Annotated in this window: 22 protein-coding genes; 4 read left to right on the forward strand and 18 right to left on the reverse strand. The window is 51.2% G+C overall.

Features of this window, described 5'->3' with window-relative positions; all coding sequences use genetic code 11:
• Positions 1-31: 31 nt before the first annotated feature.
• Positions 32-2,071, forward strand: coding sequence for an oligopeptidase A (prlC, locus tag BM185_RS08255; RefSeq protein WP_091961958.1), 2,040 nt, complete (start codon positions 32-34; stop codon positions 2,069-2,071).
• Positions 2,071-2,844 carry an alpha/beta fold hydrolase gene (locus BM185_RS08260; protein WP_091961962.1) on the forward strand — a complete coding sequence of 258 codons (774 nt, stop codon included), beginning with the start codon at positions 2,071-2,073 and terminating at the stop codon, positions 2,842-2,844. The genes prlC and BM185_RS08260 overlap by 1 nt, the downstream gene beginning before the upstream one ends.
• Before the next feature lie 28 nt (positions 2,845-2,872).
• Here the strand turns inward: BM185_RS08260 and BM185_RS08265 are convergent, their stop codons facing one another.
• The 4 genes from BM185_RS08265 to BM185_RS08280 all read right to left on the reverse strand — a co-directional run bounded on the left by BM185_RS08265 (position 2,873) and on the right by BM185_RS08280 (position 7,506).
• The gene (locus tag BM185_RS08265; RefSeq protein ID WP_091961965.1) at positions 2,873-3,295 is read right to left on the reverse strand and encodes a hypothetical protein; all 423 of its coding nucleotides are present in this window, start codon (positions 3,293-3,295) and stop codon (positions 2,873-2,875) included.
• 94 nt (positions 3,296-3,389) lie between these two features.
• The gene (locus tag BM185_RS08270; protein ID WP_143089500.1) at positions 3,390-3,641 is read right to left on the reverse strand and encodes a hypothetical protein; all 252 of its coding nucleotides are present in this window, start codon (positions 3,639-3,641) and stop codon (positions 3,390-3,392) included.
• Positions 3,642-3,811: 170 nt separating this feature from the next.
• Positions 3,812-6,562, reverse strand: a complete 2,751-nt coding sequence (locus BM185_RS08275) for an EAL domain-containing protein (protein ID WP_091961971.1) — start codon at positions 6,560-6,562, stop codon at positions 3,812-3,814.
• Between the two features lie 8 nt (positions 6,563-6,570).
• On the reverse strand, positions 6,571-7,506 hold the full coding sequence (locus BM185_RS08280) for a tripartite tricarboxylate transporter substrate-binding protein (protein ID WP_091961974.1): 936 nt from the start codon (positions 7,504-7,506) through the stop codon (positions 6,571-6,573).
• 59 nt (positions 7,507-7,565) lie between these two features.
• Between BM185_RS08280 and BM185_RS08285 the strand changes: the two genes are divergently transcribed.
• A complete protein-coding gene (locus BM185_RS08285; protein WP_091961977.1) occupies positions 7,566-8,912 on the forward strand; it encodes an MATE family efflux transporter in 1,347 nt (448 codons plus the stop codon).
• On the opposite strand, the gene BM185_RS08290 is transcribed toward BM185_RS08285, so the two are convergent.
• Complete coding sequence (locus tag BM185_RS08290; protein WP_245751735.1) at positions 8,866-10,131, reverse strand: valine--pyruvate transaminase; 1,266 nt, start codon at positions 10,129-10,131, stop codon at positions 8,866-8,868. The genes BM185_RS08285 and BM185_RS08290 overlap by 47 nt on opposite strands.
• A 2-nt stretch (positions 10,132-10,133) precedes the next feature.
• On the reverse strand, positions 10,134-10,385 hold the full coding sequence (locus BM185_RS08295) for a YheU family protein (RefSeq protein WP_091961983.1): 252 nt from the start codon (positions 10,383-10,385) through the stop codon (positions 10,134-10,136).
• 199 nt (positions 10,386-10,584) lie between these two features.
• Between BM185_RS08295 and BM185_RS08300 the strand changes: the two genes are divergently transcribed.
• Positions 10,585-11,100 (forward strand): DUF2628 domain-containing protein, encoded by a 516-nt coding sequence (locus tag BM185_RS08300; protein ID WP_177203514.1) that lies wholly within the window; start codon positions 10,585-10,587, stop codon positions 11,098-11,100.
• Between the two features lie 64 nt (positions 11,101-11,164).
• Here BM185_RS08300 and ligA read toward each other — a convergent pair whose 3' ends face one another.
• From ligA to ccmA, 12 genes are all read right to left on the reverse strand, one after another.
• Positions 11,165-13,228 carry an NAD-dependent DNA ligase LigA gene (gene ligA / locus BM185_RS08305; RefSeq protein ID WP_091961990.1) on the reverse strand — a complete coding sequence of 688 codons (2,064 nt, stop codon included), beginning with the start codon at positions 13,226-13,228 and terminating at the stop codon, positions 11,165-11,167.
• Positions 13,229-13,252: 24 nt separating this feature from the next.
• Entirely contained in the window at positions 13,253-14,431 is a 1,179-nt protein-coding gene (locus tag BM185_RS08310; RefSeq protein ID WP_091961993.1) for a cell division protein ZipA, read from the reverse strand.
• A gap of 102 nt (positions 14,432-14,533) precedes the next feature.
• Positions 14,534-18,058, reverse strand: a complete 3,525-nt coding sequence (gene smc / locus BM185_RS08315; RefSeq protein WP_091961995.1) for a chromosome segregation protein SMC — start codon at positions 18,056-18,058, stop codon at positions 14,534-14,536.
• A gap of 28 nt (positions 18,059-18,086) precedes the next feature.
• A complete protein-coding gene (ccmI, locus tag BM185_RS08320) occupies positions 18,087-19,313 on the reverse strand; it encodes a c-type cytochrome biogenesis protein CcmI (protein ID WP_091961998.1) in 1,227 nt (408 codons plus the stop codon).
• A complete protein-coding gene (locus BM185_RS08325) occupies positions 19,310-19,813 on the reverse strand; it encodes a cytochrome c-type biogenesis protein (protein WP_091962001.1) in 504 nt (167 codons plus the stop codon). Before BM185_RS08325 ends, ccmI begins: the two co-directional genes overlap by 4 nt.
• A complete protein-coding gene (locus BM185_RS08330; RefSeq protein ID WP_091962004.1) occupies positions 19,795-20,334 on the reverse strand; it encodes a DsbE family thiol:disulfide interchange protein in 540 nt (179 codons plus the stop codon). The genes BM185_RS08325 and BM185_RS08330 overlap by 19 nt, the downstream gene beginning before the upstream one ends.
• A 14-nt stretch (positions 20,335-20,348) precedes the next feature.
• Entirely contained in the window at positions 20,349-22,331 is a 1,983-nt protein-coding gene (locus BM185_RS08335; RefSeq protein ID WP_091962006.1) for a heme lyase CcmF/NrfE family subunit, read from the reverse strand.
• A gap of 21 nt (positions 22,332-22,352) precedes the next feature.
• Entirely contained in the window at positions 22,353-22,829 is a 477-nt protein-coding gene (ccmE, locus tag BM185_RS08340; protein WP_091962009.1) for a cytochrome c maturation protein CcmE, read from the reverse strand.
• A complete protein-coding gene (gene ccmD / locus BM185_RS08345; RefSeq protein WP_091962011.1) occupies positions 22,826-23,044 on the reverse strand; it encodes a heme exporter protein CcmD in 219 nt (72 codons plus the stop codon). The genes ccmE and ccmD overlap by 4 nt, the downstream gene beginning before the upstream one ends.
• A 3-nt stretch (positions 23,045-23,047) precedes the next feature.
• Entirely contained in the window at positions 23,048-23,797 is a 750-nt protein-coding gene (locus tag BM185_RS08350) for a heme ABC transporter permease (RefSeq protein WP_091962014.1), read from the reverse strand.
• Positions 23,798-23,834: 37 nt separating this feature from the next.
• Positions 23,835-24,569, reverse strand: coding sequence for a heme exporter protein CcmB (gene ccmB, locus BM185_RS08355; protein ID WP_091962017.1), 735 nt, complete (start codon positions 24,567-24,569; stop codon positions 23,835-23,837).
• Positions 24,562-25,233, reverse strand: a complete 672-nt coding sequence (gene ccmA / locus BM185_RS08360; RefSeq protein ID WP_091962021.1) for a cytochrome c biogenesis heme-transporting ATPase CcmA — start codon at positions 25,231-25,233, stop codon at positions 24,562-24,564. Before ccmA ends, ccmB begins: the two co-directional genes overlap by 8 nt.
• Positions 25,234-25,294: the final 61 nt, after the last annotated feature.

A 25,294-nucleotide genomic window follows, 5' to 3' on the forward strand; every position in this document is an offset into this window, starting at 1 on the left:
CAGTTATCTATTTTCTGGATGGAGCTCCACCATGAATGCCAGCAACCCCTTATTAAATATTTCCGATCTGCCTGCTTTCGAAAAGATCACCCCCGATCAGGTCGAGCCAGCGCTGGATCAGCTACTGGCAGCCAATCGTGCAGCGGTTGAAGAAGTTCTTGCTCAAGCCAATCCTGATTGGAAATCCAGCATGGAGCCCATTGATGAAGCCGGCGACCGCCTGTCTCGCGCCTGGTCACCAGTCTCTCACCTGAACGGCGTCAAAAACAACCCGGAACTACGCGAGGCCTATGAAAAATGCCTGCCCAAGCTCTCCGAGTTTTCCACCTGGTTCAGCCAGCATCCAGGCCTTTATGAGCTCTACAAAAAACTGGCTGCCAGCGCAGATGACCAGGCACTCAATCCGGCTCAACGTAAGATGCTGGAAAATACCCTGCGAGATTTTCGCTTAAGCGGCATTGAACTACCGAAAGAAAAACAACAGCGCTTTGCGGAAATTCAAAAGCGCCTCTCAGACCTTTCCAACCGCTTTTCCAACAATGTCCTGGATGCCACCCAGGGTTGGACCAAGCTGGTCACTGACGAAGAAGAACTCAGTGGCCTGCCCCAGTCAGCCAAGGACTCAGCAGCAGCTGAAGCCCAGACTAAAGGTGAAGAAGGCTGGCTGTTCACGCTCAACTTCCCCAGCTTTCAGCCGGTGATGACCTATGCCGATAACCGCGAACTGCGCCGCGAAGTCTATACCGCCTTTGTCACCCGCGCTTCCGACCAGGGGCCCAATGCGGGCGAGTGGGATAACGCCCCACTGATGGAGGAAATCCTCGCCCTGCGTCACGAAAAAGCCCAACTCCTGGGTTTTGAGTCCTACGCACACCTGTCCGTAGAGCGCAAAATGGCGCGCAGTCCCGAAGAGGTAATGAGCTTCCTCACCGATCTGGCAGCCAAGGCCTACCCTCAGGCGCAAAAAGACTTTGCTGAGCTTCAAGCCTTTGCTAGCGAACAGGGTGTGGATAAACTGGAGCCCTGGGATGTCGGCTACTACTCGGAAAAGCTGCGCCAGGCCCGCTATGCCATCAGCCAGGAAGAACTGCGCCCCTGGTTCCCTGCACCCAAAGTACTTGATGGCCTCTTTCAGGTGGCAGGCAAGCTGTTTGATGTCGAGTTCAAGGCCGACCCTCAGGTTACCACTTGGCACCCGGATGCCCAGTACTTCCAGGTACTGCGTCAGGGACAGCCTCTGGCTGGCTTTTACCTGGATCTCTATGCCCGTGAAGGCAAGCGGGGCGGTGCCTGGATGGCCGATTGCCGTAACCGCCGCCGTACAGCAAATGACCAGGTGCAACTGCCGGTGGCCTTTTTGACCTGTAACTTCACGCCCCCGGTGGATGGCAAGCCCAGCCTTTTGACCCACAATGAAGTCACCACCCTCTTTCATGAGTTCGGACACGGCCTGCATCACATGCTGACCCAGATCGAAGTACCGGATGTCGCCGGCATCAATGGCGTGGCCTGGGATGCCGTGGAGCTACCCAGCCAGTTTCTGGAAAACTTCTGTTGGGAAAGGGAAGGTCTGGACCTGATGACCGGTCACCATCAAACCGGTAAACCCCTGCCCCAAGAGCTGTTCGAAAAAATGCTGGCGGCAAAAAACTTCCAGTCCGCCATGCAGATGGTGCGTCAGTTGGAGTTTTCCCTGTTTGATTTCCGACTACATCTGGAAAAACAAGTCCCCAAGGCTGCAGAAATTCAGGCTCTGCTGGATGAAGTCCGCTCACAAGTCAGCGTAGTGCCCACAGCGGATTTCAACCGCTTCCAAAATGGCTTTGGTCATATCTTTGCCGGTGGTTATGCCGCTGGCTACTACAGCTACAAGTGGGCCGAAGTCCTCTCTGCCGATGCCTTTAGTGCATTTGAAGAAGAAGGTATCTTCAACCCGGCCACGGGCCGCCGCTTCCGTGAAGAAATTCTGGAAAAAGGCGGCTCAGAAGATGCCATGACCCTGTTCATCAACTTCCGGGGTCGTGAACCCCAGGTCGATGCCCTGCTCAGGCATAATGGTATTGAAGGCTGATGAAAGAAAAGCGCTACCTACTGCTTCACTCTTCTCTGTCCAGCGCACGTCAGTGGCAGCCTCTGATGGCGCTACTGGATCCGGAAAAGTGTGTCGCCCTTGACCTTCTGGGCTATGGCCAAGCCATGACCCAAGCCTGGCCACGCCGAGCGGTCACTCTGGATGAAGAACAGGCGGCACTCCTAAAGCAGCTGCCCAGCAATTGGCAGGATTTTTCCTGGCACCTGATCGGGCACTCTTACGGGGGTGTAAATGCTTTGAAGCTGGCACATGACTTCCCTGAAGCCATTGCCAGCCTCAGCCTTTATGAACCTGTGGCTTTTTTTCTATTAGTTGGAGAAGAAAGAGAAACGGCCTTGGCGTTAATGGCAGAAATCAGTGCCAGTCTGGATGCAGGTCAGCCTGAAAAAGCTGCCGAGCGTTTTATCGATTACTGGAATCAGCCAGGCAGTTTTGCTGCGCTACCTGAGCGCCAGCAGCAGGCATTTACCCTGGGCATCCACAAGGTGGCTGCTGATTTCCATGCTCTGATGAGTGCCTCCTTGAATCTGGATCAGCTTAGGCAGCGAATCACTCAGCCGACCCTGCTGATGCAAGGTAGCTTTAGCCAACCCACGGCCCACCAGGTCATTCAACAACTGGCAGCAAGCCTTTCGCTAAGTCAGGTTGTTGAATTCCAAGCGGGCCATATGGGCGCCATTTCTCATAGTCACGAAGTTAATGAAAGAATTATCCATTTTCTTAGCGAGCAACCTAAAATCACAAGCCACTGACTTCGTTATTCGACAGCCAAAGCAGTAATCACTCCTGCTCTTCTGAAGGCTTAGGATCACTAACTGGTAGTTGTTGGCGCTCCTCTTCCTTTAATAAATGTAAAGGGTTGCAGTTACGGATACGCACTTCGCCTTCCAATACACTACCGCGTGAATATTCACGGAAGATGCACTCATTGGTTGCCGGGTTATAGTTCTGAAGCCAAAGGTTGTCACCCTTCCAGGTCACACCAATATGGCGCTGTCCATCAGGTACATTCAAGCTCATAGAACCGCCATAACTCTTGACCAGAATCTGCTCTAAGTAGAAATAGTAAAAACTATGGCTGAGTACACCCATCACCAGAGCAACGATCAAGGCAATCTTCAGCTTACCCAGACGCACACTGATCAGGTAAAAAACACCCAGCAAAACAGCCACTACGAGCAACCAGTAAAGATTGGCCAGCATAACAAACTCCTTGTGCTTGAAAGAAAACGAAGAAAGGAATAAAAGAGTAAACCCTTGATTTACGTCATGAGCAGACTCATCAACCATGGGTTTATTATCGCCGGAGTATAACCTCTTGCTGCTGCCCCTGCTCACCTCGATTAGCACAAAAATCCTGCTCAACACCGTCAGCATAGCGGGCCACAACATTAAAGCCAGCTCCGGGTTCGTGGTTTAACAGTAGAGTCCGCCTTTCCCCTGGTGCTAGACGTAGAGAAAGCAGGCTGGTTTGCCCTTGGGCATTACCAAAATCCAGCTGCAAACTGTTCAGCATTACATCCGTTGTATTCACAAACTCGACTCGCATGGTTTTTTCCGGCAAAGAACTGGAAAACCAACTGCAAAGTAAAAAGCCGGCCACCAGGCCAGCTGAAAGGCATAAAAGAAGCTGCTTTCTATTCACTGAGGAGATCTCTTGATTAAGATAAGAACACTCTAAATTAAAGTGATCAGTCCACAAGTGGCAGAAGGACGCAGTCAAAGATTTTCCATCCATTGATGAAAAGCCTCAATAGGCAAAGGGCGCCCAAAGAAATACCCTTGATAGCTAAAACAACCCAGAGCAGCCAAACGTTCCTGCTGTTCCTGGTTTTCAACACCCTCAGCAATCACCGCCAGGTTAAGACTGTGCCCCAAGGATACGATAGTACGGGCAATATCCAAATCCTGCGCATCAATCAGCAAATCACTGACAAAGGATTTATCGATTTTCAATTGATCCAGAGGCAGTTTTTTCAAATAAGTTAGGGAAGAATAGCCGGTACCAAAATCATCCAAAGAAAAGCCAACTCCGAGTGCTTGAAGCTGTTCCATTTTCTCTGCTGTCAAAAGTATATCCTCATCATCCATCAGAAGACTTTCAGTGACTTCCAGTTTCAAGCGTTTGGGATTCACAGCATAACGCTGGATCAATTCAGTCACCTGTTCAACAAAGTCAACTTGCTGAAATTGACGAACACTAATATTCACGGCCAAGGTCAAGTGTTCATACCCCTGTCTTGATGACCAGTCCAGAAGTTGTTGACAGGCCGTTTCCAGAACTTGTTGGCCCAAGAGCAAAATCAGGTCTGTTTCTTCTGCAATCGGGATAAAAGCTGCCGGTGAAACTGTTCCCTTTTCTGGGTGCTGCCAGCGTACCAGTGCCTCTGCCCCTATCACTTCACCCTTATCAGTAACCTGCGGCTGATAGTAGAGTAGAAACTCCTTGTTGTGCAGAGCCTTGCGAAGATCATCAACTAGCTGTGCCCGCTCCAGTACCTGATCAAGCATTTCTGGAGAGAAGAAGCGATAGGTATTGCGCCCGGCGGCCTTAGCCTGATACATCGCCAAATCCGCTTCCTGCATTAAGGTTTCCACCTTGGAAGTACCCAGTTTAAACAGTGTAACCCCCATGCTCACAGTGGCGTGATGCTTAAGACCCTCCAAAACAAAGGGCCCATTAAGGTGCGCTTGCAATTGCTCAGCAAGGTTTTGAACTATTTCAACAGCAGGAGAGTAATTCTTGCCTAAATTCCTGATCAGCAAAACAAATTCATCACCACCAATTCTGGCAATTCGGTGTTCCATAACCAAAACTGCTTCCAGCCTCTGTGCGAGCATTTTTAAGAAGTAGTCACCGACCTGGTGCCCTCTACTATCATTAAGGGTTTTAAAGTCATCCATATCCAGATAGATCAAAGCGCCCCAAGTGTCTCTGTTTGGGGGGTCATTCAGGAGTTCGCCCAGTTCTTTCAACAACAGCTGCCTATTGGCCAGTCCGGTCAGCTGGTCATAATAGGCCAAGTGGCGTATTTGCTGTTCGGCGGCATGTCTTTCGGTGATGTCCATCAGAGTAATCACATAGTTCAGCAACCGCTCGTCAACATCACTAAAGACAGCCGAAATGCTTAACCAGAGTAAACGCGGGTCCCCTAGTTGAGTTGAGCTTTCCAACTCGCCTTGCCAGAAACCTTCTTTTTCCAACTGCAGATAGATTTCATTGAGCTGCTTCTGTTGTTTGAATTCAGGGTCCAACACCTGATCGAGTGGCTGGCCCAAAACCTCCTGTTGCTGGTAACCCAGCATTTCAGTGAACGCCTTGTTCACTCTGAGCAAGTGTTTATCTGCATCAGCCACTAGCATCACTTCAGCGGATTCAAAAACCCGACCAGCAACTTTTAACTCTTCCACCATCTTCTCCATGGCCCGGCCAACCCGGTTGTACTCATGGATACCTGTTGCCAGAAACCCAGTCACCTGACTACCTTCTTGAATACTTCGGATATAATCCAAAAGACTGTCAATAGCTCGCCGATGGGTGCTATTCAAAAGGGCCGCTGCCAACAACAGAAAGAACAAAAAACCGCCACCTGTTAGTGCAAACAAATTCCAAAAGCTCGCTTTTAATGCTTCAAAGCGTTCTTCGCTAACACCTAGTTTGACTTCCAGCTTATCCGAACCCCTAACAGCTGAAAGCCTTAGGGGCTTTTCAATCATATAAAGGTTGGGCAGGGGGTTATTTTCATCAGCAGCGGCCGTAAAAAGTGTGCGTGAAAAGATCAGCTCCCCAGTGGCTTCTGGAGTAGTTCGGGCTTTCAATTCAATAAGGTCCACATCCAACTGATCAAACACTTGTTGCTGAAACTCAGGATTACCACTTAAAGCAAGACCAACAAAGACATAACCCTGGAGGTTAATGCTGCCAGGATCAAACAAGGGGGCTGCTTTGAGTAGATATACCTCTCCATTATGGCTAAATAAACGCCAGTCGCTGGTATAGAGCAGGGCAGGCTCCAAGCTGCCCATTAAATGTTCAATCGGATAAAGGGGGGAGCTGGCATCCATGACCAAGGCTTCATTGGTATCCAAAACAAACATTAAATCAACGACTTCACTGGCAGCCGAGTCACGAAAATGAAAGAGGATGTCATCGGCAGAAGCATCCAGACCGAGTTGACGACTTAAAAACTCACCCAGCATCTGATTGCCCAGGCTGGTTTTCAGATAAATATCCAGCAGTTCAAGACGATTGGTTAACAGGCTTTGCAGGGTGCGCTGTTTTTGTTCAAGGTTGTTTTCGATTTCCTGCTCCAGGTTCTGCTGGCTAACATGCAGTGAATACACCAGGGTCAAAGCAACCGCCAGCAAGCCCAGAAATCCAAAAATCAGAAGAATGCCGGTCGTAAACCGGTATTCCCAGGCCTTGCCACCACGCTGCTTGTTATCTTTATTCTTCGCAGTGATAGCCATAACACTCCTCAAGGGGCTGATTGATCAACCAGAAACTGCAAAGTACGTGCCTGTTCATGCATAAAGGTTTCCAAAGCTTGATCCTGCTTGAAGATGACCGGAATACCTATTTGCTCTTCGGTCAAACGTACAAAGCTTTGATCTTCCACGATGGCTTTCAAGGCAGCCACCAACACTTGAACCTGAGAATCAGGGGTATTGGCCGATACTGCTAAAACACGCAGTACTTCAAGATCAACTTCGTAACCAGCATCCTTCAGGGTAGGCACTTCGGGGAAGTTCATCAGTGGCTCACTTCCCAAAGCGAGCAGCACTCTCACCCTGCCTTCCAAAGCTGGAGCGATATAACTACCTCCACTAAATGCAAAATCAGTTTCACCGGATAGCACCAAAGGCAAGGTCGAGCTGCCACCTGTTGTCGGCACACTTCTTAAACGCAAACCTTCCAGTTCAGCCAAATGAGTGACCAAAAAACGGTCCAATTGAGTTTGCGAGGCATAAACCAGCTCACCGCCTTCTCTACCCGCATTCAAAAGCCCTTGCCAATCCTGATAAGCTGCCTGTTTACCGGTCACCAAAGCCAGCTGATCCCGGCTTATCGCGGCCAGGTAACGAAAGCTGTGTAGGTCGTAGGATGCCGAAGACACCAAAGGGGGAAAGGTGAAACTCAGTGAGGGTGAAAATTGGAGAATATTGCCCTGCTCATGGCTGGCGGCCAACATGGCAGCAGCTGCGCCACCGCCTGAGCCTGGAAAATAAATGATTTCAACTGCTTGGCCCAACTGCTCTTCCAGTAGGCCCGCCAGAATTTGGGCCTGTTGATCCATACTACCACCGGGATTAAAGCCCACCAGGAGTATTAAGGGTTTCTCTGGAAAAGCCTCTGCCTTGGCAGGTAACACCAGGAATAAAAACAAGCAGGCATAATATAAGAGCTTTATCATCGGTAGCGACTCAGCAAAAGATTACCTATTTATTTATAGCCCACTTCTGCGAAAAAAAGATGAACACTGAGCATATCAAAAAAATTGGCTTTGGCCGTACTCTTTACCAAATGACTTGGCCCATGCTTTTTGGGGTATTGGCATTGATGAGTTACCAACTGGTCGATGCCGCCTGGATTGCTCTCTTGGGTGTCGACCCTTTAGCCGCCCTGGGTTTCACCCTACCGGTTCAACAACTGATCATCGGTTTTCAGGTCGGTTTGGGGATAGCCACCACGGCCATCATTTCACGCACTCTGGGCGCAGGTAACCCCGAAAAAGCCCAGCAGCAAGGTCGCTTGATCCTGATTACTGGTCTGAGCCTGTTGGCCTTGCTGATGCTGTTCTTGTGGCTGTTGCGCCCCTTGATTTTGAATTTTCTAGGTGCAGATGCTGAGTTGAGACCCTTAATCGATCGCTACTGGGCACCCTGGTTACTGTCAGCCTGGCTGGGAGCGGGTGTCTATCTGGGCTACAGCCAGCACCGTGCTCAGGGCGATACCAAGTTTCCAGGGCTAATGATGCTGGTGGTCAGCCTGCTGAATCTGGTTTTGGACCCCTTGTTTATTTTTACCTTTGGCTGGGGGTTACCCGGCGCTGCCTGGGCGACCGTTGTTGCCTTTGCTTTTGGTGGGTTGATGACCTACCCACGGATCTTCAAAAAAGGCTGGATCAGTCCAAACCTTCAGGGCCTAGCCATCATTCAAGAACTCAGAGCACTGTTTGGAACGGCTCTGCCTGCAATGCTCAGTCAATTGATGCCCGCTTTCTCAGCCATTTTAGCAACCAGCCTGGTTGCTGGTTTTGGTACAGTTGCCGTGGCTGCCTGGGGGCTAGGTACACGTCTGGAGTTCTTTTCTATCGTCGTGGTTCTAGCCCTGACGATGTCTCTTCCCCCTATACTGGGACGCTTTGCTGGAGCAGGTGACTGGGATTCGGTAGAACGCTTGTTGAAATTGGCTGTAGGCTTTGTGATTGTTTGGCAGCTGGGCATTGCTCTGGTCTGGATGCTGGTCAGCCAACCTTTGGTCAACCTGATCACTGAAGAGGCTGCGGTAAGCGAACTGGTCCAGGAGTATCTTTTCAAGCTGCCCATCAGCTATGCCGCCCTGGGGGTCTGCATGCTGATGGTTTCAGCGAACAACGCCGTGGGTATGCCGTTACGCGGACTCATGACCTCTTTAGTGCGCTTGTTCGCCTGCTATCTGCCCTGTCTCTGGCTGGGTGCTCAGCTGGCCGGAATTTCGGGGCTCTTTACCGGCGCTTTGATCGGCAACTTCTTGGCTGGCACCCTGGCCTGGCTGATGTATCGCCAAGGCCTCAACCAGCTGCGTCAGCAAAGGCTTGGCGAACTTCGTCAGCAATAATCCTCAGACCCTTGGCAACCTGTTCATCATCCTGAGAGTAAGTGACTCTCAAGCATTCATGACGATGCGGCCAGTCATCCTCGTTGGGCATACCGGGAAAGAAATAGTGCCCGGAGACCACAAGCACACCGCGAGCTTTCAGGCGTTGATAGAGTTCATGGCTAGTGATTGGCAGGCCAGGGAACCAAAGCCAAAGAAACATGGCCCCTTCCGGTTGATGGATATACCAGGGGCAGGCATCTTCAAAGGCTTCGTGAAGAACGGCAACCGCCTTATGCATTTTAGCCTGATACCAGGGTCTCACCTGTTCTCTACTGAGGGTCAGGATTTCACCAGAACGCACCAGGTTTTCAGTGAGTTGCGGGCCAAAGCTGCCCGTAGCCAGATTGAGAATGGCATTGGCACCACTCAGGGCACGGATGACCTCAGAGGGGGCAATCACTATGCCGGTGCGGGCTGCGGGCAAGCCCAGCTTGGACAGACTCAAACAAAGAATAATCTGCTCATCCCAAATCGGGTTAGCTTGGGTATAAATCAATTCAGGGAAAGGGCTACCATAGGCTCCATCAATAATTAAAGGAATATCCCAGTCCTTGGCCAGCTTATGCAGCTTATCGATTTCCTCATCCGTCAGGACATTGCCGGTGGGGTTAGTCGGGCGAGAAACACAAAGCGCACCCACCTGCTCATCCAGGGCCAGTTGATCAAAATCAACACGATATTTAAAAGTATGCTCACCCACGTAGTCGATCTTAGGGCGCACACTCCGGAAGGTATTTGCTCCCAAGCCAGCATCGGCATAGCCCAAATATTCAGGGGCCAAAGGCAATAGAATTTGACGTTCTTCACCTTCGGGGGTGGTGCCGGCAAAGAGGTTAAACAGCATAAAAAAAGCCGCCTGACTGCCATTGGTCAGGGCAATATTCTCTTCGCTCAAACCCCAACCATAGGTTTCATTGAGCAGGTCTTTCAAAGCACTAATAAAACGCGCCTCCCCTTGCGGGGCATCATAGTTGCCAACCAAGCGTGCAAAGGCTTCAGGGTCCTGACCAATCTTTTGGAATTCTTCACGCAGCCGTTCTTGAACAGGTGAAAAGTGCCCTGGATTACCACCACCCATCATGATCATTGGCTGGTCACCCGCCATCGCCTTGCCCAGATCATCCATCAGGCTATTAATACCGGCCTGTTCGGAGAATTTTTTTGCAAAAGCTGTCATTTTCATTCTTCCAAACCTCCCAAAAAGCTTTTTGCTTGCTGCACTGTCATAACTTCTGTGGTTTCGGTTTCTACATCGTGCAAGATGACCAGCTCACCCTTTTGCATCTGGTGCTTTAGCTGCTCCACCCACTGGCTGCTGGCATCGCCACTGGTCGTATCATAACCCTGACGTGTCACAAAGGTTTCCAGCAGGGCTTCCAGAGTCTCTGCTTCCAGCAAGCCATAGGGAATTTCGACAAAACGTTGGTGCATGGGAAGTTCAGGCCTTCTCTGAGAGTTAAAAAAACAAGTGTAACAAGAAGCCAGAGTATTGTTCAGAGGCCAGGTATACGAACCTCATCACAAATCAGGCCTTTCACTCTGGCATAAAAATTTCATCAAGGTTAGGCTGCGTTGCGTGGCGGTTAAGTCACGGAAGTATCTATCAATGGAATCTTTTAAGGATAAAATCATGAGTGATATCTCACCCGATCATCAGGAAACTGATAACGTCAATGAATCTAGGCTGCTGGAAGCTTACATTCAAAAACCTGAAAAAATGTCTTTCTATCAAAAAGGCCTGGAGAAAATGCAGCAAGCAGGAGTGTTTGGCTTTCGCTGGCACTGGAGCTGGTGGGCTTTTTTCTTCGGCTGGGCCTTTCTACTTTATCGCAAGGCCTACCTGCCCGCCCTGGGTGCCTTCTTTTTTGTTGCAGTACTCAGCATCATTCCTTTTGGCTTTCTCATCGGCATGATCGTCGTGGGCGGTAGCGCCAGCTATTTTATTCTCAAGCGTTTTAATGACCTCAAGAACACCTTGAAAGGCACTGAAGAAGAAAGAGTGAAAGCCATGTACGCCTTTGGTGGATTCCACACCTGGGTGATCTGGGCCGCCGCCATTTTCTATACCCTGACTTTTATCACTGCAGTCGTGAGCCTTTTTGTTATAGGTGCAGCCATGAATAGCGGCAGCCCCTACGGCTATTAAGCTCCAACTTCAGCAACAGGCTTGACCACCCACGCGGTGGCCTTTTTTGTGCTGGCCGACGCGATCAAGCTTCCAGCTCTGCCAGTCGGTCGAGCAGAGCTGCCTCATCCATTACTGGAACACCTAAGGATTCAGCCTTGGTCAGTTTAGAGCCTGCGGCTTCTCCGGCAACCAGTTGGCTGGTTTTCTTGGAAACACTACCAGAAACCTTGGCTCCCAGGGCTTCCAGGCGTTCTTTGGCCTGATCACGGGTCAGGCTTTCCAGGCTGCCGGTCAGCACCCAGGTCTGGCCAGCCAAGGGCAGGTCTTCACGACGCTGCTGGGTTTCTGGCCAGTGGATACCAGCCCCTTGTATCTCTGTTCCAGCAGGGCTGGTCAATTGCTGAATAATGGCTTGATTGTGCGGCTCTTCAAAAAAAGCACGCAGGTGTTGGGCAACGATAGGCCCAACATCGTCAACTTCCAAAAGCTGTTCTTCACTAGCCTGCATCAGAGCATCCAGATTGCCGAAGTAACGTGCCAGATTGGCGGCTGTGGCTTCGCCAACTTCACGAATGCCCAAGGCATAAATAAAACGCGGCAAGGTGGTTTCTTTACTGGCTTGCAAGGCTTTAAGCAGGTTGCTTGCTGATTTTTCTGCCATGCGCTCCAGGCTGGCCAACTGCTCCAGTGTTAAATGATAAAGATCAGCAGGTGTTTTCACCCACTCCTTTTCCACCAACTGGTCTATCAGTTTGTCGCCCAGACCTTCAATATCTAGGGCTTTGCGACTGGCAAAATGTTTGAGGGCTTCTTTACGCTGAGCGGCACAGTAAAGCCCCCCGGTGCAGCGATAAACGGCTTCACCTTCGGCTCTCTCAACATGGGAAGCACAAACGGGGCATTCGCTGGGGACTTTAATTACTTGGGCATCATCAGGGCGTTGTTCAAGGATTACCTTGACGATTTGGGGAATTACATCACCCGCCCTGCGCACGATCACCTGATCGCCAATACGTACATCCAGGCGCGCCACCTCATCCATATTGTGCAGGGTCGCGTTGGAAACAGTGACGCCAGCCACCTGAACCGGATCCAGGCGGGCAACCGGGGTTACCGCTCCGGTACGACCCACTTGAAATTCAACATCCAAAAGACGGGTTGTTTCTTCTTGAGCCGGGTACTTGTAGGCTGTGGCCCAACGGGGTTCACGAGCCCGAAAGCCCAGCTCGGCCTGTAGGCGCAGATCATTGAGTTTAAGAACCGCACCATCAATGTCAAAGGGCAGTTGGTCACGTTTTTCGGCCAGTTGATCACAATAGTCTTTCAGCCCGGTATAACCCTTCACTACGGCAAGTTCACTGCTGATTTTAAAGCCCCAGGCAGCGAGTTGCTGCATGGCCTGATAGTGGCTGGTTGCAGCCTGTTCATCACTCACTCGGGCCAGCTGATAGGCGGTAAACTCCAACGGACGGGTGGCGGTAATACGCGGATCCAATTGACGCAGGCTGCCAGCAGCTGCATTACGGGGATTGGCAAAGACCTTGTCATCTGCTTCTCTGGCCTTGTCATTCATGGCTTCAAAGGCTGCTCGGGGCATATAAACTTCACCCCTAACCTCCAGCAATTCTGGCCAGTCTTGTGGACTACCCTGTAAACGCAGAGGAATCGATTTGATCGTTTTCAGGTTTTCGGTAATCCCTTCCCCGCTCTGCCCATCCCCGCGCGTGACGCCCTGCACCAAAACCCCTTGTTGATAAGTCAGGCTGACGGCCAGACCGTCCAACTTGGGTTCACAGCAAAACTCAGGGGACTCAAGCAACCGACCGCGATCCTGAAGCGCTTCCTGTAGCCGTTTGACGAAGGCCTGCAAACTGGCATCATCAAAGACATTACCCAGCGACAGCATGGGCACCTGGTGGCGTACTTCTGGAAAGTGACTCAAAGGCGCTGCACCAACCCGCTGGGTCGGAGAATCGGGAGTTACCCATTCAGGGTGCTGGGCTTCCAGTTGCTGAAGCTCCTGAAAAAGGCGATCATATTCAGCATCCGGGATACTGGGATCATCCAGTACATAGTAGCGATGGTTGTGCAGGTGAAGCTGCTCGCGGAGTTGTTGCAGGCGTTCCTGGCTAGCCGAGGTTGTCATATTAAATTCGCAAGGGTTTACTGATTATTTGTTGGCTTTTTGAGCCTTGATTTCTTTTAATCGCGTCTTGCGTTCAAACTCCTGAATGCGCTGACGGTAATGCTCTATGGTTTGCAGAGTCAGGTTACTGCGTTGTTCATCCTGAAGTTCGGCTCCCCAGTTGCGCTCAAATACTCGTGCCGTTTCCAGCATCCGCTCAAAAATGGCCTGGGGTTTTCGGGAGTTGGGCAAGGCCATCACCAGCACCACGCCGTGAGTGCTGAAGTCATCCAGGGTTTCTTTATTGAAAGTGCCCGGGCTGAACATATTGACCATGGAATAACCCAGAACCGGCTCTTCTGACTTGTCGTCGACATAGTGGAAAAAGCCGGAAGCGCTCAACTGCATACCTATCATGTCCATCAAATAGGCCAGCTTGTGACCTTCAAATGGCAAATCTGCCCGGGCATTGATATTGATAGTCAGAAACTCTTCAGCTTTCCCCCAGGCCAGCTGTTCCAGGCTGACCAGTAAGGAGGTCCGCAAGTCCTCAACCTCTTCCTGTTCAGGCTCAGGAGCTTCAGGTTCAAATTGAGGCTCAGCAGCAGGCTCTTCAAGGGGTGGCTCTTCGTGACTTTCAACGGGAACCGGATCACTGACAGCCGGGGGTTCTATATCCACCAGGTCTTGATAAACCTCTTCCGGCTCTTTAGGTTCAACGGTTTCTTGGACACTGGCTGTTTCAGCAATTTCTGAAGTCGCTGCCTCCACCTGTTGACTGATTTCCTGTGCTGAACGCCTGGCTTCGGCATCAAATTCAGGGTCTCTTTCAAACAGGCGCCGAACTTCTTCAACGGTCATCGGGCTAGCTGGCGGTTCCTGTTCTTCGAAAGGCTCGTCCCAGTCATCAAAACTCTCGGGCGTGGCTTGCTGTTCAGGCTCTTCATCCAGTTGCACGCTTTTACGGAGGACAGGAATAGGGTCATCATCAAAGATATCGATATCATCAAACAGCGGATCGAGATCCTTGCGGGTTTTCTTAACGTCAGGGTCGTCAAGGCCTGGAAGTTCACGAGCCAGCTGTTCCCTACGCGCCTGCTCTTCAGGATCTTCATGGTCTTCGAAATCACGGCGAGCAGCTGCACGTTTGCGGCGAAGAGCATCAAGTAGTATCAGCAGGAAAACCGCTACCCCCAGCAGTATCAACCCTTCTTGCAAACCCATATAAAAATTCAGCCCCTGAAATATAAAAAAGTGAACACCAACTTACAAAAAGGTCATTAGCATAATATTAGCAATTTTGTGCACCTGCTTACAGCAAAAAAACTAGCTGGCAACCATAGCAGAAGCTTCTTCAAGGTCAACTGTCACCAAACGGGAGACACCTGGCTCCTGCATGGTAACACCCATCAGTTGCTCAGCACTTTCCATGGCCTGTTTGTTGTGGGTAATGTAGATAAACTGAATGCGTTCAGACATCTCACGCACCAAGCGGGCATAGCGCCCTACGTTGGCATCATCCAAGGGCGCATCAACTTCATCCAGCATACAAAAAGGGGCTGGATTGAGTTCAAAAATTGAGAAAACCAGGGCCAGGGCGGTCAGGGCCTTTTCACCACCGGAAAGCAGGTGAATGGTTGCATTCTTTTTCCCGGGAGGACGCGCCATGATGGCCACTCCCGTTTCCAGGAGGTCATCACCGGTCAGTTGCAGCCAGGCTGTGCCACCACCAAAAACTCGGGGAAAAAGCTCCTGGAGTCCACTGTTAACCTTTTCAAAAGTTTCCTTGAAGCGAAGCCGGGTTTCCCGGTCAATCCGGCGGATCGCTTGATCCAGAGTCTGCAAGGCAGAAGTTAACTCTTCATGCTGGGCATCCAGATAGCTTTTGCGCTCATACTGCTGATCGTACTCCTCAATGGCCGCGAGATTAATCGCACCCAGACGTTTGATGCGCGCTTGCGTATCTTCCAGCTCATGTTGCCAACGCGATTCGATTGCCTCTTCGGGTAGGGTTTCCAATACTTCCTTGAGACTTAACTCCTGTTCACGCAGGGTTTCCAGATGGTTGTCCCTTTTCACCATCAGGCCTTGTTGTTGCAGTCTTTCCTGTTCGAGCAGGTGGCGGAGTCGGTCCAGTTCCCGATCCTGCTGCCCCCGTTCCTGTTCGAGAAGACGCTGCTCTTCTTGAGCCTCTTGCTGTTGCTGACGGAGCTTTTGAACTTCTTCTTCCTGCTGCTGGTGTTGGGCAAGCAGCTCTTCCAGCTGCTCCATTTGTTCATCACCCGGTTCTCTGGCAGCTAAGAGTTCCTGGGTCAGCTGCTGATGTTTTTCAGCATGGCTGGCCAACTGCTGTTGTAAGCGTTGCAGGGCTTGCCTGGCCGCGGCCTCTGAAGTAATCAGCTGCTGTTGTTTGATTTTGACTTCCTGCAAAGCCAGTTGCTGTTGCTTGACCAGCTGGCGTTTTTGGTCACGTTCTAAACGCAGCTGCTCTCTCTGCTCTTGTTGTTGTTCGCGTTCTTCGCTGTTGGCTTCAACTTTAAGCAGGGCTTCCTGCCAGACTTCCCGGTCCTCTTGCAGAGTCTCCAGCAACTGCTGCTGCTCTTCTTCCAGAAGCTGCCGCTCTTCAGTTAACTGTTCGTGCCGCTCTTGCGCCGAATCCAGACGGGCCTCAAGGCTGGCGACCTGGCTGGCCAGCTCACTGCTTTGTTGCTGCAAGGGTTTGCGCACTTGGACTAGCTCTTGAAGTCTTGCTTCCTTGGTTTGCAGCTCTTCCTGAAGTTGGCTTTCCTGTTCTTTTAATTCCTGCCCCTCTTCTTCAAGCAGTTCGTTGCTTTCATGCAGCTGGCGAATTTCCTGTTGGCGCGCCAGCACGCCGGTTGATCTGGCTCGGTTGGCCTGGAGGAGAAGACCGTCCGCAAAGACTCGTTCACCCTGGGGTGTGACCAGGCTTTGTCCCGGTTGAAGATGGTTACGCTGAGCCCAGGCAGCAGCCAGATTCTCACAGGTTTGAATCGCATTTAAATGCCGCTGCAAACTCATAGGCAAGGTGGTTAAAGAGCGTATTTTAGCCAAGAGGCTCTGGGTAGAAACCTCCAGAGAGCCAGCAGCATGGCTGGTGTAGATTTTGAGGTCACCTGAGGGCAGGTCAACCAATTCCTGTATCCAGTCTTTGTCCAAGGGCACAGAAGACATAAGGGCTGCCATTTCGCCCAGCAAACAGGTTTCAACGGCTTTTTCCCAGCCAGGTTCGACATCCAGCAGCTCGCCTAGACGCGGCCAGGAGTTCAGTTCACGCTCTTCCAGCCAGGAGTCCAGCTCAGCATCCTGGCCTTCCAGCTCAGCTTGTTGTAAAGCTTCCAGTGAGGCAAGTCGGCCCTGCTGCTGTTGTAGGCGGGTCGCTTGCTGTTGACTGCTTAAACGCAGCTGTTGTAGCTGCTGGTGAAGCGCTTCTTTGTCAGCGTTCAGCTGTTCTTCTTCATCATCCAGCTGTTGTCGACGTGCTTCCAGGCTTTCCTGTTCAAGTTGCAACTTGGCAAGCTGCTGCTCTGTTTCTTCAGAGGAAGGCAGTAGACGTTGGTTTTCTGTTAAGCGTTGCAGCCGCTCACGCAGGCTTTGCAGACTTCGCTCATGCTGCTGGATTCGGGCCTGAGCCAGAGTGGCCTGACTTTGATCTTTTTCGATACGGCTTAAAAAGGCTTCCCAACTGAGGTCCAACTGATGCAGGGCTGTTTCCACCTGATCCAGCTTTTCCTGCTCTAAAGCTTCGGCCTCGATTCTTTCTTCCAGCAGTGGCTGAACGTCTTCTAGTTGCTGCTGTAGTTGTTCCAGTTCTTCCTGGTCTTGCTCCAGCTCTTGATGCGCTTGTTGCTTTTCAAGCGCCAGAGTTTCCAGCTCTTGCTGCAGTTGGCGTTCCCGCTGCTGACGATGCTGCAGGCCTTGTTCAAGTCGTGCAATTTGAGCACTGGTTGAGGTTAGCTGCTGTTGAGAGGTATCCAGGTGTTCGCTGGCTGCGGCTTGGCGCTCGCGGCTGGCTTCCAGGCGGGCTTCACCCTGGCGCAGTTTGGCCAGGCAGGCTTCCTGCTGGAGTTCATATTCAGCAATCTGTTCAAGCACACTCACTAGGCGCTGATCGGCTTCACGCCAGCGCAAGACCGCCAATTCAGATTTATATTTACGCTCATTAGCTTTGAGCTGCTGGTAGCGGCGGGCTGCTTCTGCCTGGCGTCCCAGACGCTCCAATTGGCGGCCCAGCTCTTCACGCACATCTTCCAGCCGCTCAAGGTTGTCTTGAGTCCGTCTGATTCTATTTTCGGTTTCCCGCCTTCTTTCCTTGTACTTGGAAATACCGGCTGCTTCTTCCAGATAAACACGCAGCTCTTCGGGACGTGCCTCTATCAAGCGTGAAATCATACCCTGTTCAATGATCGCGTAGCTGCGGGCACCCAGACCGGTGCCCAGAAACAGGTCGGTTATATCACGTCGGCGGCATTTACTGCCATTGAGAAGGTAGTTGGATTGGGCATCACGGGTGACCACACGCTTGACCGAAATTTCAGCATACTGGGCGTAGGCGCCGCCCAGCTTGCCTTCGGAATTATCGAACAGGAGTTCGATGGAGGCCTGCCCCACCGGTTTACGATTACGCGAGCCATTAAAAATGACATCCGTCATAGATTCGCCGCGCAGGTATTTGGCTGAGGACTCACCCATCACCCAACGGACTGCATCGATGACATTAGACTTGCCGCAGCCATTAGGCCCGACAATTGCTGTCATATTGCTTTTAAAGCTTACCGTGGTGGGGTCCACAAAGGATTTGAACCCCGCCAGCTTGATGGATTTTAGCCGCATGCCTGTCCGTGCCGGTGGTTAACAGCCGCTATTGTAGTTGCTGGTTGATCTCCACCTCAACCCGTTGCTGACCCCGCACTTCCAAAACTTCTGTTTGACCCTGCCAATCGCCTTCTTGAGCCTGAGGTTGACCCGAGTGAGAAACCCTGGCCTGGATCACTACCTCTTCAGCAGATGACAGGTTGTTATCGCTGGTCATGGCATGCTGATCACTCAAAAAGATGGTGGCTGGCAAATCAGAAACGCGAACACGGGTTACTGCAACTGGCGCACCGCCACTTTGTCCTTGAGGGTGAGCAAAGATAAAAACCGTAGCCCGTGGATCAACCAAAAGGCTGGCTGCATTACTCAGGCTAACACTAACCGTAAAACCAGGGCCTTCTTCATCCAGTGGCTCCATACCCAGGCGCTCACGCGTTTCATTAATACCTTCACGCAGCGATTGGCGGGCATCGGCACTATCAACACGACGTAGTGCTCTTTCCCAGTAGCGGCGGGCATCATCCCATTCCTGCTGCTGGTAGGCTGCCATCCCCAACAGACTCATCACAGCGGGTTCATTGGCATCCAGCTCTCTGGCCTGATCAATCAAATCCTGAACCCGTGAGCTGATGACATTACCGTCAGCAAAGTAGAGTGCCTGGGCTTTTTGTGCCAAAAGGCGGGCATTGGGTCCGCGTATTCTAAGCAGCTCACTCATGGCGTCGGCAGCGTCTTCCAGGCGGCCCATATCCATATAAATACGCCCAAGAAGCGACCAGCCTTCGATATCGTCAGGATTAGCCTTCACCGTTTCTTCCAAACGACGCAGGAGGCTACCAAAATCCTGCTGGCCTTCTCGAATCAATTCCTGCTGGGAAAAATAGGTTTGCAAAGCAGGCGCATAACCCACCTGAGTATACACAAACCAACCACTTGAAAGGCCTGCGCCCATCACCAGAACAATGCCTGCGATGACCATTTTCTTGCCAGGCAGCTGCCAGGGCTTGCTGGTTTGCCCGTCAGCATCATCCAACAGCAGATCTTCAATTTCCCGTTTGTAAAGCGGGTAGTCTTCTTGCTCGATCAGACCTTCTTCAAGGTCTTGTTCCAACTGTGCCAGCTTTTGCTTGTAAATATCGATGTTGGCCAACTGTCTTGCATTTTGTTGGGCAAGGAGCTGCTCTGTGAGTTTTTCCCTGCGCAGTGCCGGCCAAATCAGAAAAAGTGCGGTCAACACTGCCAACAGGACCATACCGATCCATAATCCAGTCATGAGGAACCCTTAGAATTGGATGTTGATGTTTGTTCCGAATCCAGCTCAAGAATCTTCTTCAGCTTCAGTTGACGTTCAGAAAGAGATTCTCCGGTGCCCGGCGGATCTTCTTTGCTGCGTGACCTTGCCAAAAATACCAACAGCAAAAGGCCGCCCACAATTAAGACAGGAGGCAAAAACCAGAGTAGCCAGGTATCCTGGCGAACCGGCGGGCGATAGTGAATAAATTCACCAAAACGCGATTTCAAGTATTCAAAAACCTCATCATCGGTATAGCCTTCTTCGAGCAATCGATAGAGTTCCTGGCGCATATCAAAGGCACTGGGTGACTCAGAATCGATGATGCTTTGGTTTTCACACATGGGGCAGCGCAGAACAGCACCCAGCTCATGAAACCTGGCTCTTTTTTCTTCACTGCTGAAATCATAAAGCTCAATAGCCGCATGACTTAACGGGGCTATCCAGAGCAGCATTAGAGCAATTAGTAAGCGTTTTGCCATTTGCGCACCTCCGGAAGGATAACTTCATCAACCATCCGGGCCGTAATTTCACCGGATACGTGATAGCGAACAATACCTTCCTTGTCGATCAAAAAGGTTTCTGGGGCTCCATAAACACCCAGATCAAAAGCCAAAGCACGTACGCCATCTGGCTCATAAAGATTGACTGTATAAGGATTACCCAACTGGCTCAGGTATCTAAAAGCCTTAGGGCGCTCATCCTTATAGTTAAGTCCAACAACAGGAACTCCTTCTTTGGCCAGGCGCAGAATTTCATCATGTTCTTCATAGCAGGCAGGACACCAGCTACCCCAAACATTGATTAGAAAGACTTCACCCAGCAAATCGTCACGGGTTACTTTCAGCTCTTCATTATCCAGGCGAGGCATGGAAAACTCAGGCAAAGGCTTATTGAGCAAAGCGGATTCCCTGGCCGATGGATCCATCCCCAAGCCTTTGTAAAGGAAGACACCCAAACCCATAAAAATAATCAAAGGCAAGAAAAGCAATGCACGTTTCATCTTTCAGCTCCGAATCAATCTGCCTGCCTGGCCTGGGTCAACTTATCACCTGAGGCTTCAGGCACACGAATCCGGTAACGACGATCCATCACGGCCAGAATAGCTGCCAGCCCAGCAATAAATGAGCCCCACCAGATCCAACGCACAAAAGGCTTGTAATGAATACGCATAGCATAGGCATCATCCGCAACGGGTTCACCCATGGCAACATAGATATCCTTCAAGGGACCCCAATCAATGGAAACCTGAGTCATGGGCATGCCCCTAACGTGATACATGCGCTTTTCAGGGCGGAAGGTTCTTTGCAGACGACCGTTGGGATTACGCATTTCCACAACGGCTGTATCGGCTGAAAAGTTAGGGCCTTCGCGCTCACCCAGCGAAACCAGAGTAAATTCATAGCCCTTCACTGTCACAGGCTCACCGATCGCCATGCGAACATCACGCTCTTCGCCATAGTTGGAAACCATGGTCACACCCAGCACGATCAAAGCAGCGCCCAGGTGCCCTCCATACATGCCCCAACGGCTGAGGGTAATTCCTTTCCAGCCTTTCTTGGTACGTGAGGTCTCCCACATGTCTCGGAAGGTAGTGGTGACAATCCACAAAACCAGTGTCAGACCCAAGGCAACCCAAAGATTCCAGCTACCATCATAGACCCAGGGTAGAACTGCAAAGCCCAGCACCAAGGTAATTGCACCGGCCAGCCAGATTTTTTTCCTGAGCTTATCCAGACGCATGGATTTCCAGTCGGTTAAGGGGCCCAGACCCATAAACACACCAAGCAACAGCATCTGGGGGACAAAAAGCGCATTAAAGTAGGGAGGGCCTACCGAAATCTTACCAAGATTCAGCGCATCCATAATCAAGGGGTACACGGTTCCCAAAAGAACCGTTAGGGTTGCCACCACGAGAATGACATTGTTGGCCAGCAAAAAGACATCTTTGGAAATCAACGAATAGCTGGCTCTGGCTTTCAGGGTCGGCACGCGCAGTGCATAAACAAGCAGGGACAAGCCTATAGTGGCCCCTAGTAGCATCAGGAGGAACAGCCCCCGATCAGGATCATTGGCAAAGGCATGAACGGAATTGAGTACACCAGAACGTACCAGGAAAAAGCCTAGTAAACTGGTTGAGAAGGTCGCTATGGCAAGTAGAACCGTCCAACTCTTAAAGAGTCCCCGCTTTTCTGTTACAGCCAGGGTATGCATCAATGCTGTACCCAGAAGCCAGGGAAGCAGGGAAGCATTTTCAACAGGGTCCCAGAACCACCAGCCGCCCCAGCCGAGTTCGTAGTAGGCCCACCAGGAGCCCAGGGCAATACCGGCAGTCAGAAAAGCCCAGGCCACAGATGTCCAGGGACGTGACCATCTGGCCCAAGCCGTATCCAGCTTACCACTCCACAGAGCAGCCAAAGCAAAGGCAAAAGTCACCGCAAAGCCAACATAGCCCATATAGAGCATGGGCGGGTGGAAAATAAGGCCGGGGTCCTGAAGCAGAGGGTTCAAATCAGCCCCATCGGTCGGAATACGGGGCAGATAACGATCAAAGGGATTGGATGTCAATATCACAAACAGCATCATACCAATGCTGACAAATCCGAGTACTGAAAGCACACGAGCCAAAACTTCTACCGGTAACCCCTTGGACAGACTGACGGCAAAGGTCCAGCCAGCCAGTATCCACAACCAGAGCAAAAGTGAACCTTCATGCGCCCCCCAAACTGCACTGAACTTGTAATACCAGGGCAGAGCTGAATTGGAGTTGTTGGCAACATAGGCGACACTAAAATCATCAACCAGGAAACTAGCCGTCAGAAATGCAAAACTGACCGTTAGCAGGGCAAACTGGGCCCAGGCAGCAGGTTGCGCATAGGCCAGCCACAGTGGCTGGCGAGTCATGCTACCTGCAAGGGGCATCAGTGCTTGAACACTGGCCATAACCAGGGCGAGAATCAGGGCAAACTGCCCCAGCTCCGGTAAATAGAGTATATCCATCAAAAGTACACCCAGTCGTTTTTAGTAGTCGTCAGAAGAATTCTTTTTGGCGAAAGGAGAGTGGTCAGGCATCTTGCCCGCTGCTTTTAAGGCTTCGGCAACTTCTGGCGGCATATAGTTTTCATCATGACGCGCCAGAACCTGAGAGGCGACCAGTTCGTTCTGATCATTCAAATGACCCACAGCAACAACCCCTTGACCTTCACGAAAGAGGTCAGGAAGTATCTTGTCATAAGTAATCCAAATATCTTCATTATGATCAGTCACTGCAAAGCGTACCAAGAGACTGTCGGGATCTCTTTTCACACTGCCTTCAACAACCATTCCGCCAGCTCGAATTTGACGATCCTTAGGCGCATCACCCGCTGCTATCTGGGTGGGCGCGTAGAACAGATTGATATTGGCGCTCAAGGCATTGAGTGTCAGGCCAACAGCCAGCGAAATACCCACCAACATCAGACCCAGCAGCCAGAGTTTTTGCTTTCTTTTGGGTGTCATACTTGCTCACCTTGTTGCTCAGTGATAGAAGAATTAGCTTGTTGCTTGGCTTCGCGCCGCAATTGACGCTGCAATTGCAGGCGGGTTGCCTTGAAGTTCCACCAGGGCAAAATAATATTGAGAAGCATCAGCAGCAGACTAATTGCGAAAGCACTCCACACATAAAGGGCATGGCCCCCCATATTGAAGAAGTCGGACAAGCTATCGAAATACATGGTTCACTTCCGTTGCAATAATTCTTTCACCCAACCGGCTTTATATTCCCGCTTGAGAACCTCGGCACGTGCTCTGAGAATCACAGACCACCCCAACAGCGCATAGAAGCCCAACAGCATAATCAGCAAGGGAACCCACATGGAAGCAGGCATCGCAGGCTTTTCAGTAAGGGTAAAGGTGGCTGGCTGATGCAGGGTATACCACCAGTCCACCGAATACTTGATGATGGGAATATTGATGACCCCAACAATGGCCAAGAGCGCACAGGCTTTGGCAGCCACTTCCTGAGGTTGCAGGGCTTCGCGTAAAGCGATTACCCCTAAATACAAGAAGAACAAAATCAGCATCGAAGTCAGCCGTGCATCCCACATCCACCAGGTTCCCCAGGTAGGAACTCCCCAAATAGCACCTGTTAACAGGGCTAGAAAGGTCATGGTTGCACCAAAGGGTGCCAAAGACTGGGCAACCACGTCGGCCATTTTCATCTTCCAGACCAGGAGCACCACACCGGCAACAGCCATCATGATATAAACTGATTGGGCCAAGAAGGCGGCTGGTACATGGATGTAGATAATCCGAAAACTATTGCCCTGTTGATAATCTGCAGGTGCAAAGGCCAAGCCCCAAACCAGGCCCACACCTAGAAAGACGACAGCAGCCCCAGCAAACCAGGGTAGCCAGCTCCCGGTAATCTGGTAAAACCATTTGGGAGAACCCAGACGGTGATAGAGGGTTTTAAGCCATTTCCACACGTTAACTACCTCAACACAGCAAGTCGCATTTTTTAATTTATTCGCCCGAAACAGCAATTTTAAGGCCCGCTGCTATGGCCCAGGGAGCCAGGGTAATCGCCAAAGCAGCCAAAGCACCCAAAAGTGACAAGTGAGCCATGGCCGAGCCACCACTGATTGCTGCTTGCATTGCGCCGGTTCCAAAAATCAGCACAGGTATATAAAAGGGCAACACCAGCAGCGTCATCAAAACCCCTGATTTGCCAACCCCAGCCGTTAAAGCTGCACCTATGGCACCCACCAGGCTCAAAGCCAAGCTACCCAGCAACAAGGCCAGCATCATCACGCCCTGAGCTTCCCAGGGCAGGTAGAGCATGATCCCCAAAAAAGGCGAAAGCAAGATCAAGGGCAGGCTCGACAACAACCAGTGAACGCCCAGTTTAGCCAGTGCCAGAGGGGCCAGCGGATAGCCTGTGACTAGCTGTTGCTCAAGGGAGCCATCCAACAAGTCTGGCCTGAACAGGGCATCCAGAGACATTAAGGTTGCCAAAAGAGCTGCCACCCAAAGTACACCTGGCGCTACAGGGGCGAGGATATCCTCAGTAGGTGAAATGCCCAGCGGAAAGAGAACCACCACCAGCGCAAAAAACACCAGGGGGTTAACCAAATCACCCCGACGCCTGACCTGCATTCGCCACTCACGCCCCAAAGCTGCTTTAAAGACAGCAAAAAGACCTGGCAAGTTCGCAGGTTTTTGCTTTAAGCGACAAAAAGCCGCAGCAGGCTTATTCATGAATGGCTTCCTTAACACCAGCCTGAGGAGCACCCAAATGGATTTTCCTTAAGCCGGTCAGTTGTTCCAGTGCATGGTGACTGGTCAAAATAACCGTACCGCCTGCTTGCGCATGTTCAACCAAAAGGTGCTCCATAGCGGCGACGCCCTGTTTGTCCAAGGCAGTAAAGGGCTCATCCAGCAGCCATAGAGAGCGTCGGGTAAACAGCAAGCGGGCCAAGGCCACCCGGCGTTTTTGTCCTGCGGAAAGCTGCTGACAGGGTTGATCTTCAAAACCTGCCAGGCCAACTCGACTCAAGGCCTCTTCAAGGTCTTCTTCCTCTTGCCCACCTTCAAGAGCAGCAAACCAGTGTAAATTCTCAAGGGGAGTGAGTTCTGCTTTAATACCGGCAAGGTGGCCAATAAAAAGCAGCGCTTGATGCATTTCTTCCCAGCAGCCTTCTACAGGTTTACCCTGCCAATAGATGCGCCCCCCACTGGCAGGCAGAAAACCGGCCAAAAGGCGCATCAGGCTGGTCTTGCCTACCCCGTTGGGGCCCTCTAACTGCAACAATTCACCTGGGTAGAGGTCAAAATCCAAACCTGAAAACAGCAGCCGCTCATCTCTCTCGCAGCTTAACTGCCGAACAGATAGAATTGATGGCGGAGAGGGCGCAATGGACATTGAAGGTTAATACCCTTACTTAAAGAGAGTTCAATTCAGGCGCACACTTTACTATGATCCT

The organism is Marinospirillum celere (assembly GCF_900112235.1).
Taxonomy (GTDB): Bacteria; Pseudomonadota; Gammaproteobacteria; order Pseudomonadales; family Halomonadaceae; genus Marinospirillum; species Marinospirillum celere.